We start from the raw sequence: 11730 nt of genomic DNA, 5'->3' as shown, positions 1-11730 counted from the left end.
TAATGTTCAATCTGAGGGCGATTTTATGGAATAAAATATTCAGGTTTGGTGATAAAAATCACACTTGAGGTTATTCTTTATGCAGGAGAAATTTGGAATAATGAGAGAAAATATACGTCTATTACATCCGGGATTAACTGTCTTGGTTAGAATAATCAGGGGGTTAAATCAAACGCCTATTATTTCTGTTTTGGAATAATTTATTTAAAATTTTTGAGGTTTTTGTTGTGTCAGTTATCAATAGGATAGTAGCGAGGCGTACTCAGCTTTCGCAAAGCGGTCGTTTGGTTGGCGATTGGATTGTTGAAAACGCAGAAAAGGCGGCGCTGCTCACCAGCCAAGAACTTGCGGCGCAAGTAAAAGTGAGTCAATCGAGCATTGTGAAATTTACTCAGCGTATCGGCTTTAAAGGTTACAGCGAGTTTAAGTTAGCTCTGAATGAAGAGATTGGCCGTAAGCATGCGATGCAGTCGACACCGCTGCACAGTGATATTTTGGCTGACGACCCCATTGCGGTTATTTCACAGAAACTGGTGAAAGCGAAAACCGACGCTATGTTTCAAACCACCAATACGCTGTCTTACGAAGCGTGTCACCAAGCGGTAAAATGGTTGAGTGAAGCGCGTCGAGTGCAAGTGGTCGGGATTGGGGGCTCTGCACTGACCGCGAAGGATTTAAGCTTTAAACTGCTTAAACTTGGTATTACGGCGCTTTCTGAACAAGACAGCCACGTGCAGATTGCTGTTGCCCGCACGCTCTCTCCAGAAGATGTTCAGATCGCAATCTCGTTTTCGGGTGAGCGCAAAGAAATTCTCGTCGCGGCAGAAGCGGCAAAAGAGCAGGGCGCGAAGGTGATTGCGTTATCTGCGCCTGGAAGAAGTCGCTTGCGCGGTATTGCCGATATTACGTTTGATACGATTGCCAATGAAACGGAACATCGCAGCTCATCCATTGCTTCGCGTACCGCGCAAAACGTGATCACCGATTTGCTGTTTATCATCTTGGTTCAGCAAAGAGACGACAGTGCCCGTCAGTTGATCAGCGATATCAGTACCGACATCAAACAGATCCTCACATGATCGCTTAACCAACAGCGGACTAAAGATCCGGATCGTGCCTCAGCAAAGCAATAAAGGCAGAGAGATGTTTTTCAATGGTGAGATCGGCAGAAATCGCGGGTAATTCCAACGTGATGCAAGGTAAATCACGTTCACTACACCAAGTGCCGAATGAGCCGGGTGTTTCGTAGTCGACATCGTCTACGATTGGCAGCTGGAACTGCTCGCCGAGCCATTTGGCAAGGTCGGAATGTTTGGGATCATCCACAAACGCAAGCGGTTCATGAAACGACACCACAAACTTTGGCTTGCGCAGTTCAATCAAGTTAATTAATGCGCTCACTTCAGGCTCTAGTTGGTTTTTAGTGCCAGTTTTCACCTGTACGTCTCGAACGGGTGTGTGAGAGCTCCATCGATACACTGTGCCATGCTCAGTCCAATTTTGGGTTGGAAACGCGCGATTGAGATCCACTTGGTTTGCATTTGCACGTGTGCCTAGTTGGTTGCCGTCAGGATTCATTGACAGGATCACATCATGTCGTAAGTTATCAGCAGGCAAGCTTCTTAGCGCGCAGGACAAACCTGCAATCGAGGCCGTCTCGTCCCCGTGAGTGCCTGCCAAAATCAAACCTCGCGAAGCACTTTCGACTTGAGCCGGAAAATACAGTAATGGCGCACCAAGCACGGATTGACCGTATGATGTTGGCCGAATTAAAAATGCCGCTCTTTCCGTTCTTGGAATTAGACTCACCGTAATCTCCTGATTGATGAAGTAGTATCAATATCTAAGCTAATTACACCTAGCTAAACTGAACCGTTTAAACTCGTCAACGGTTGAAATGTTAATTGTGGCACTTGCTTCACAAGACGCGTTAGGAGAACGAAAAACGATATGGATTTTAAAAAACATTCAACGGCGTTGCTGATTTCCTCTTTATTCACCCCTTTTCTTGCTACATCAGTTGCTGCGGAGACCTTACCTAAAGGCATTCAACTTGCCGCAGAACAGCATTTAGTACGTGCGAATGACGCAGAGGCGGCGACGCTTGACCCAGCGAAAGCCGAAGGTCTGCCAGAAATGCATGTGATTCGTGACTTATTTGAAGGGCTTGTGATTCAAGATCGTGACGGAAACATTATTCCCGGTGTGGCAGAATCATGGGAAACCAACGACAACCAAACCTTTACTTTTCACTTGCGCAAAGACGCGAAATGGTCGAATGGCGAGCCTGTGACAGCGGATGATTTTGTCTATTCACTGCGCCGAGCGGTAGATCCGAAAACCGCTTCTCCAAATGTTTGGTATCTCAAACTCACCAAGATCAAAAACATCACCGATGTAGCAGAGGGCAAAAAGCCTTTGGACGATCTCGGTATCAAGGCAGTGGATAAATACACCCTACGTTTTGAGTTGGACAGTCAAGTGCCGTACTTTGTTGCTATGACTGGGCACACGTCCATGATGCCAGTGCATCAAGCGACAGTGGAAAACCGCGACAAGCCGTGGAGTGATCCAGACCAATTTGTTAGCAACGGTGCATTCACATTGGATAAGTGGGTCGTGAATGAGCGCATTGAACTGGTTAAGAGTCCAAGTTACTGGGACAGCGCAGATACGCATCTAAACAGAGTGACTTATATTCCGTTTGAAAACCAAAACGCGTCGATCAATCGTTATGCGGCAGGAGAGCTGGATATCACGTCAGATGTGCCGACTCATATGGCGCAGAAGCTTAAACAAGATTACAAGCAGGCTTACACGGTGGTGCCATTATTGTGCACGTATTACTACGCGTTCAATACCACTCGTCCGCCATTTGATGATGTGCGAGTGCGTCAAGCGGTGTCGTACTCCATCATGCGCGATGTGATTACGAATGGTGTCACGCAAGTGGGCAACCTTCCTGCTTATACTTTTGCGCATCAGTACACCGCAGGGTTTGATGCGACGCCGCCTGAATACAGTAAGTGGAGTCAGCAACAACGTGACGAGAAAGCGCGTCAGTTGTTAAAAGAAGCGGGTTACAGCCAAGACAAGCCGCTCGATTTTAAATTGTTGTACAACACCAGTGAGGCAAACAAATCGATCGCGGTTGCGATAGCGTCGATGCTACAAAAAAATCTCGGTGCAAACGTGGAGTTAGAAAACCAAGAGTGGAAGTCATACTTAGTGGCGCGTAAACAAGGCAATTTCGATGTGATGCGCGCTTCCTGGTGTGGTGATTACAATGAAGCGTCTACTTTCCTGAGCTTACTTCGCTCAGGTTCCTCGGGTAACTTTGCACGTTACAGCAGTGAAGCGTACGACAACGCGATGAACAGTGCATTGGCCGCAACCAATGAGAAAGCGCGCCAAGGTTTCTATGATCAAGCCGAGCAATTGTTGGCGGCGGATATGCCAATCGCACCGATTTACTACTACATGCAAGCGCGTTTGGTTCGTCCTACGGTTGGCGGTTTTGCCAAGAACAACGTAGAAGGTCGTATCTACTCGAAAGACCTCTACATCAAGAAGTAGCGCTCAAAACAAGCGATAAATATGAAGCCCCGAAGATGTATCTTACGGGGCTTCTTTTTATTGTTAGCGAGTGGAGAGCTTGTTCACGAGCATAGCGACTCGTTTGCCAAGATACTCTGCTGTTGCAACATCAGAAGCATGCAACTGACCATCTTCACCACCTTGTGCAACAATACCACCTTGTACACCATAACGATTCAGGTTTTGCTCCCCAGAATTGCTGATCTTATCCAACCCGACCCACATCATGCCGTGTTGGTTAGCGAGCGTTTGTAGATATTGTAATGTGCAAGATTGGTCGCCATTCATTGCCCCACCACTGGTAAAGCCAGCCGCGATTTTGCTCGCCCATTTTTGGTAATACCAAGATTCACTGCTTGCATCTGCAAATGCTTTAAACTGCGCTGCTACACCGCCCATATAGGTCGGTGAGCCAAAGATAATCGCATCACACTCAGCAAGTTCATCCATTAGTTTAGGGTTCACAAAACGTCCCTCAATAATCTCATTGCCTTCAATTCGGTGAGAGAGGATTTCACAGTCATCTTGCTGCTTAATGCCTTGTTGTTCAACGCCTGCGGCAATCGCGCGAGCAAGCTGACCAGTAACGTCGGTTTTAGAGAAATAAATAATCGCAATTTTGGACACAATGGTTCCTTTTTTCATTGTTGATTTTTAATCGTCCGACTAAGGCTAAAACCTCAAGCTAAGTTGAGGTCAACACTAAAACTTAAAAAGAAGTGCATTAAAAAAGCCGATGTAGATACATCGGCTTTTTAGTGGGTTATTTCTTTCTGCGAGTATAAATCCGAGATTTTGCTTTACTTGGCTCTGGCTTGTTTTTTGCCAGCTTTAGCACTGCTTTTTGCAAAATCTGGTTGTTTGGGTAAGTGATCAAGTTACCGTTGTCGTGCTTAATTAACACGTGAAACATGCTGATTTCTTGAATCTCACCGCAGATGTCTTCATCTTTGTCTACGACTTTAATTCGGTCACCCACTCGGTATGGGAAGACAAAAAAGATCAAAAAGCTGGCAGTGATGTTGCTCAGAATTGACCACTGCGCAATAAACGCCACACCTAATACGGCAAAAATGGACGATAGGAACAAAGACACATCGCCATAGCCAATACCTGTGATAATGGCAAAAATAGAGGCGGTCAAAAATAGCAGCGCGACATTGAAACAGCGCTGAATAAAACTCAAACGAGCCTTTTTTACACCTTTCGTTGTTGCCAAATTTAGGATGGCTCTATTTACAATCCTCTTCAGGATGCGATACGCGATCAGGACAAAAATGCCCATCAATAGTTTGTAACCGAGGGAGCCCGTAGTGAAATACTGGCTCACTTGCTCTAATTGGATCCAATCATTCATTTCTTCATCTCGACGATATCTAGAAAGCGGCTTTTATAGCTGATTTTTTGCTGTAAGTAATCACAATTTTTCTTTACACCATTTGTCTCTGTGTTGAGGTACCACAGAGTACTATATTGGTTAATCAAAGACTTAGTGAGCATTGCGAACTCTTTGGCTTCATTACTTATGTTCAACCAAAGCTGACGTGATTTTGAAGAGAGCAATCTTTGAGCTGTATCCCATATCCGACATTCTATGACGCTAGTTCCTTATAAACGAGCTGAATATGACTTTTGTCCTGATAACCTAAGGTGTATTAATTGAAATAGCTTTTAGGGCGTTGAAAAATGGAAGAAGATGAAAAGGCGATTATGATTTTATTCGTGATTGTTGGCCTTGTACTCGTTTGGGTCGCGCTTGAAGAACTTAATTATCTCGGGCTCCCAATAAAATAAGCCCCGTTAAACACAAGTTAAACGGGGCCTTTGTCTTTTATCAATGTGAATTCAGGTTAGCTAACAGCACGCACTTTGCCTTGTTTCAAATCGTTCAGCACTTGCGCTTTAGGGCCATCTGCGATGATGCTGCCTTTCTCCATCACAATTACGCGATCAACGATGTCGAGCATAGACGTTTTATGCGTAATCAGAATCAGCGTTTCACTAGGTTTCAACTGTGCTAATTGATGCTTAATGTGCATCTCTGAGCGGTTATCCATCGCACTGGTTGGTTCATCCATGAGTAGAACAGGAGGACGACCCAAAAATGCACGAGCGATCGTGACTGCTTGACGTTGACCCCCCGAAAGCATTGCACCACCTTCACCAACTTGGCGTTCTAAGCCCGCTGGGTCAGATTGCGTAAACGCAGTAACACCGGCACGATTCGCTGCGTCTAGTACGTCACGGTCATCGGTTAATGGGCGACCTAGCGTAATGTTGTCGCGGATAGAACCAAAGAACAGATTGGAATCTTGCGGCACACAACCAATATTACGGCGAATGTCGACATGATGCAGCTGTGCGATGTCGGTATCATCAATGCGAACATGACCTTCCGTCGGCTGATACAAGCCCATGATGAGACGCTCTAACGTGGTTTTACCCGAACCAATACGGCCTATGATCGCTACTTTTTCGCCTGGGTTAATGGTTAAGCTCAAATCTCGAATCGACGCCACCGGTGAATCTGGGTAGTGGAAGGTCACGCGTTCAAGTTCAATTTTGCCTTGTACTATTGGACGGTGAATGTAACGTTTACCTTCTTCTTGTTCATCCGGCATTTCCATGACTTGATTGATAATTGTCATAGAAGACTTCGCTTGGTTGTAGCGCGTAGAGAGTAAGGATAACTGAACCAAAGGACCAATCGCGCGGCCGCTAAGCATGGTTGCGGCAATCAAGCCACCCATGGTTAAGTCGCCCTCTGCAATCAAGTAAACGCCTAGGATGATCATCCCTACGTTACTACTTTGCTGCACAAAACCTGCTGCGTTTTGAATGCTATCCGTAATTCGGCGGCTTTTTATATTCCAGTTCGCCATGTGCGCAACTGCCTCTTCCCAGCGGTATTGGAATTGGCTTTGCGCACTGAGCATTTTTACGGTTTCTAACCCAGCCAAGCTCTCTATCAAATTGGCATATTTTTGCGATGCTAGGCGTGAACCCTCCTCAATGGAGCGGCGCAGCGGCCCTTGTATCAGTAGCGAGTGAATAATCAAAATGACCACGCCCACCATCGGTACATACACAAGATCGCCAGCCATTAGCCATATAATCACTAAGAACAAAATGGCAAAAGGCAAATCAATGAGAGCACTGACGGTCGCTGAAGTAAAAAACTCTCGAATAGATTCGAATTCTTGTAAATGGCGAGCGAAGGCACCGACCGAAGGCGGCTTTGATTCCATTCTAATCCCCATCACTTTGCTGAACAGTTTGGATGAAATTAGAATGTCAGACTTCTTGCCCGCCACATCAATGAAGTAATTTCTCAGCGACTTGAGAATGAAGTCGAACAGGAACACGACAAAGATGCCACTCGCTAGTACCCATAGGGTTTCAAACGCAAGATTCGGAACCACTTTGTCGTACACCAAGCGAGTGAATAGCGGAGCGGCAACCGCAAAGAGGTTGATAAGAAGTGATGCGATTAAAACATCACGGTAGATGCGTTTTGACTGCCACAAGGTGGACCAGAACCAGTGGCCTTCGTTGGTTTTGAGCACTTCGGGAGAGCGCTCATCGAAACGGAATTGCTTTTTAACTAAAAAGTACCGACCAGTGTATTGCTCAAGTAGGTCTTCTAATGGAATAGAGATCGGCACCATTCCACTTTCTAGGGTGGTTACTTCGGCCTCGCGTTTCTCCATATTGATGCTGTTGAGAACGCAAGAGTCACCGCCTTTAAGAACTAAGATTGCCGGCAGAATTAGGCTAGAGATGCTCTCCAGCTCTGCGCGGTTTTCCTTGGCAACCAATCCGGCCCTTTCCGCTGCTCTTGGTAGCAAAAATGGGGTCAGTTTACCGTCAGATAGCGGTAGTCCGTTGACTAGCGCTTCTGGCGAGTTAGCTAACCCATAGTAACGGCTAACGTAGATGAGCGAATTCAGTAAAGGGTCTTTCATCGTTGATAAACCTTTTTATTCCTTGTCGACGATGAATCCTTGGAATACCTCAACAAAATGTTCAGTGAGGAAATCCAACTGGATTTGAGTTTCGATACGCGATGCGATAGTCGTAATACCAAGGTTGTGGGCAGTACGAGAGATCGACGTTAGCGTGAATTTCTGTTTTTCGTCGTGCAAGTTGTGTGTGAATAGGTAATCGAGCTTCACATAGTTCGGGCGGAACTCTTGGATGTATTCCAAAGATTGGAAGTTACGTCCGTAGTTATCTACGCCGAACTCAGCACCTGATTGGCGAATGGCATTACATAACAGTGCTGTGTGGTGAGGCTGATCGATAAAGCATTCCTCTGGAATTTCAAAGTGTAGCTTAGAGGCCACTTTGGCGTGTTTTTCCAGCATGCTAGTTGTCCAGCGAATAAACGATGGTTGAGATAAGCTGCTTTGCGCGATGTTAATCGCGACTGGGTCATTAAGTTCACCACTTTCTAGCATCTTAATCATTGATTCAATGACATACTGGTCAAAGATGTTGGTGGCGTCTAACTGTTCTAGTGCGAATAGGTATTGATTCGCACGATACGTTTCACCATCTTTTTCGATGCTTGAAAATACTTCGTTGTGGAATACTTTACCCCATGTGTTTTTCGCAGCTTGGAAACGGAATTTAACCCAATCACTATGAATGGCTTCTTCAACCAACGCTTTCCATTGCTGTTTACCCATCAAACTAGAAGGTGTATCACTGCCAATGAAGCCGTATGGCTTGTCTGGTTGCGCTTTGGCTTTCGATAGTGCGTTGTCCACCATCGAGAGGATTTCAGAGCGCGTTTTCTGATCTTTGCTGTGTGCAACCCCTAGTGACGCTTTAGGTTTTGCTAAGCCTGTTGGGTCAGTATTTAGGCCGTTCACACAATTGACGATGCTGTCCGATAAAATGCGTAACTCGCTCTCATCCATATGAGGGAAAAGCAAGCCGAACTCATCACTAGATAAGCGAGCAATAGTGGCACCCGGTACATCAATGGTGTTTTTCAAACGTTGAGACAGTTCTTTAACGTGGGCATCTGCGCGTTGGTAATCTTTGGTCTCGTAAATGTCTCCAATGTATTCAGCATGGAGTAGCGCGATACCCCCTTGCGTTTGCTCTGCAAGCCATTGGTCGATTTGGTTGATGTAGAATGAGCGGTTACCCAATTTAGATATAGGATCGAGGTAAGCCTGAGCACGCAGACGTTGCGCCTCTTTGGCTTGCTCTTTGAATGATAGCTCGATTTGAGCAGACATCATGTTAATGCCATCTACCACCGCGATAAGATCTTTGGTTCTTGGACGAGCAAGCGGTTCACCAAATTGGTTATTCGCGATTTCATGCATTTTATTCACGATGGCCGTTAACGGCTTTAGCGAGCGACGTAGGATGTATGAAATTGCCACTAAACCAGCCAGAAAAATGACACTGAATACAGACAGCAAGCCAATAAAACCTTGCCAGAGCTGCTCGTAAGCTGCGCCTGGGTGGCTAATGATTTCTACTTCGGCGAGCTGCATCCAACCACTGGTCACAACACGCTTATCGTGAATCGCTTTAAATAGATTCATGTCGATAAACCATTGTGGCACCGTACTTGGTTTAACTGGGTAAGTACGCACGATCTGGTAGTCAGAATCTAATGCTGTAAGGCGAACAACTGAGTAGGTGCTGCCGTCAAACAGAGCATTAATCACGGACTCAACCGCGACTTTATCTTTGTCCTTTAGGTAAGGAGCCAATGCCAAACCTACGGTGTTAATAGTGTTGTTGACCTCTGAACGTTGCTGTTGCTCCAAGCTGTCTCGAGTCGTGTTGAATTGGATTACGAATACTGATGCCAACAAGAGTATAAAGACCGTAACCATCCCCACCACAAGCTTCTTATATAGGGTCATGTTTCTCACTCGTCATAGTTAATTTTAGGTTTATTTAACTGCAACTTACGTTCGCGCGAGCGTAAGTCATTCCAAAGGCTCAACCGTGATGCTTTCCCTGCCAGCTCTCCAGTGCTAGCAGATGACTTCATCAACCACAGGTTTGTACCATTAAAACTGTATATCGGTAGCAAGTCGCTACGCTTAGAGGCTCGGACAATGTCAGGATTGATATTATCGAGAATGAGCGGCTCAGAACTTGGGGTAGGGTAGTAAGCTAATACCATGTGAAACTGATTCAGTTCGATGGCTTTTACGTATATTAACCGCATCTTTGAATCTGGTATTCCTAGCTCGAGTAAAGAGAAGTACTTAGCAATAGTGAAATCTTCACAGTCTCCTGCGTTACTCCCTAAAAATTCGAGTGGCGTAGCCCAATAATCTGTCTTTCCCCACAGTTTTATGTCGTCAACGAAATACAGCTGATTAAAAAAGTCGTTAACGCCAGCGAGCTGTTCATGAGTCTCTAATTGTTTAAATAAGTCGAGGTTCTTTCGCCATGTATTTACGCGCAATCCCGCACGTTCGCCGTACACCGCTGTGACCGTATTGACCCATCGTTGTTCTTTACTGTTCAGCGCACCAAGTTGGAACGACAAACAACTTAAGCTGATTAATAATGTAACTTTACGCTGCAAATTGGATCGCATATTCGACTCGTATCACAAGTATACTCTTCTAGAGAGTTCGTCAGTGAGAAATAAGTGCTTTTTATTTAATCACTTATCGCTCAATACTCCCTATCGCGAGTATCTTAATGTGGTTTACTCCTTCAAGGCGTTCGTTTTGGCACTTAAAATCGGTTTAAGTAGATATTCCAAAACGGTTCGCTTCCCTGTGATGATATCGACCGATGCTGTCATTCCTGGAATGATTGGTAAATCTGCATCTTGACCAAAGTTTGTTTTTTCGGTGCGTACACGAACAATGTAGAAGCTGTTGCCTTCTTCATCTTGAGTGGTATCCGCGCTGATATGTTCCAACTCTCCCTCTAAACCGCCGTACTTTGTGAAGTCGTAAGCTGTAAATTTCACGATAGCATGAAGATCTGGGCGTAAAAATGCGATGTCTTTTGGCGCAATTTTCGCCTCTACCAATAGTGTGTCTTCTGTTGGTACGATCTCGACGATATCCATACCAGGTTGGATAACACCACCGACAGTATTGATGTTCAGTGTTTTGATTTTGCCTGTTACTGGCGAATTCACAACCGTTCGGTTTACTCTATCTTCCAAGCCCACCGCTGATTCAACCAAGGCAGATAACTGGTCTTGGGCGCTGTTGAGTTTCTCTTGCTGTTCAGAGCGGAATTTGAGTGCAACATCAATACGGTTGAGCATGGATTCTCGAATCGCTGATTGCAATACGGGAATCTTGAGCTCACTGGACGTCATTTCACGACGGGTATCGTTGACTTGGCGCTGTAATTTGAGCAGTTCAATACGAGGAACAACGCCCTCGTCTGCCAAAGGTTTGGTGATATCGAGTTCTTTTTTCGCGTATTGGTAGCTTTGACGCAAGTTCCTTACTCGTGCTTGGATCTCTACCAAGTCCTGCTGCTTTTGCTGCACTTGTTGGTCAATAACAGAAAGTTGGTTGCGTAAATTATCTAGATCTTCGCGATATTCTGCTTTTTGACGCTGTGTGAGTTGAGGTCGAGTCTCTTCCAAGGTTGGTGGGAAGGTCAGTTTACCGTAATCAAGTAGTACACTTTGACGCCAGTTTTCCGTTTCAAAATCACGATTAACGGCAACACTGTTAATAGAAGCGGATAGTTGCAGCACAGATGCGGTAAGGTTGGCAACTTGTTGCTCACGTTCACGAAAATCTGAGCGAAAGCGGGTGTCGTCGATAAGCAGTAACTGTTGGCCTTTTTCAACCAACTGACCTTCTTTGACCAAGATTTCTTTGACTAAGCCACCTTCTAAGTTTTGGACTACTTGTATCTGTGAGGAGGGAATCACTTTGCCTTGACCAACCGTGACTTTGTCGATTTCAGCCCAAGATGCCCAACCTATTGCTGCAATGAAAAATAGCACCATAACCCAAAGCATAAAACGCGCGCTGTTGGGGGTATTGAGGAGCAATGCTGCAGTTTTGTCATCAACAAAATCCAACTCTTCATCGTTGAGTTTGTTGTAGTTATCTCGGCTCATCACAGTCCCTGCTTATATAATTACGGATTATCTTTTTGATCTTA

General features: G+C 45.4%; 9 protein-coding genes. 2 read left to right on the top strand and 7 right to left on the bottom strand.

Going from position 1 to position 11730, the window contains the following annotated elements; all coding sequences use genetic code 11:
- Positions 1–227: 227 nt before the first annotated feature.
- Complete coding sequence (locus R7Q48_RS05880) at positions 228–1079, top strand: SIS domain-containing protein (RefSeq protein WP_005383578.1); 852 nt, start codon at positions 228–230, stop codon at positions 1077–1079.
- A gap of 19 nt (positions 1080–1098) precedes the next feature.
- Here the strand turns inward: R7Q48_RS05880 and mpaA are convergent, their stop codons facing one another.
- Positions 1099–1809, bottom strand: a complete 711-nt coding sequence (gene mpaA, locus R7Q48_RS05875) for a murein tripeptide amidase MpaA (protein ID WP_053350131.1) — start codon at positions 1807–1809, stop codon at positions 1099–1101.
- Between the two features lie 141 nt (positions 1810–1950).
- On the opposite strand from mpaA, the gene R7Q48_RS05870 reads away from it, so the two are divergent.
- The gene (locus tag R7Q48_RS05870) at positions 1951–3576 is read left to right on the top strand and encodes an ABC transporter substrate-binding protein (RefSeq protein WP_193239610.1); all 1626 of its coding nucleotides are present in this window, start codon (positions 1951–1953) and stop codon (positions 3574–3576) included.
- A 63-nt stretch (positions 3577–3639) separates the two neighbouring features.
- Here the strand turns inward: R7Q48_RS05870 and R7Q48_RS05865 are convergent, their stop codons facing one another.
- The 6 genes from R7Q48_RS05865 to R7Q48_RS05840 form a co-directional block, all read right to left on the bottom strand.
- Complete coding sequence (locus tag R7Q48_RS05865) at positions 3640–4224, bottom strand: flavodoxin family protein (protein WP_017635653.1); 585 nt, start codon at positions 4222–4224, stop codon at positions 3640–3642.
- Positions 4225–4360: 136 nt separating this feature from the next.
- The gene (locus R7Q48_RS05860) at positions 4361–4954 is read right to left on the bottom strand and encodes a mechanosensitive ion channel family protein (protein ID WP_017820061.1); all 594 of its coding nucleotides are present in this window, start codon (positions 4952–4954) and stop codon (positions 4361–4363) included.
- Between the two features lie 493 nt (positions 4955–5447).
- Positions 5448–7562, bottom strand: a complete 2115-nt coding sequence (locus R7Q48_RS05855) for a type I secretion system permease/ATPase (protein WP_005374556.1) — start codon at positions 7560–7562, stop codon at positions 5448–5450.
- A gap of 15 nt (positions 7563–7577) precedes the next feature.
- A complete protein-coding gene (locus R7Q48_RS05850) occupies positions 7578–9491 on the bottom strand; it encodes an EAL domain-containing protein (RefSeq protein ID WP_005383568.1) in 1914 nt (637 codons plus the stop codon).
- Between the two features lie 5 nt (positions 9492–9496).
- Positions 9497–10180, bottom strand: coding sequence for a transglutaminase-like cysteine peptidase (locus R7Q48_RS05845; protein WP_005374561.1), 684 nt, complete (start codon positions 10178–10180; stop codon positions 9497–9499).
- A gap of 114 nt (positions 10181–10294) precedes the next feature.
- Entirely contained in the window at positions 10295–11686 is a 1392-nt protein-coding gene (locus R7Q48_RS05840) for an HlyD family type I secretion periplasmic adaptor subunit (RefSeq protein ID WP_005374562.1), read from the bottom strand.
- Between the last annotated feature and the right edge of the window lie 44 nt (positions 11687–11730).

This window comes from Vibrio sp. 378, assembly GCF_033339435.1.
Note: the sequence above shows the minus strand (reverse complement) of the source record. Positions and strands in the feature narration are given on the sequence as shown.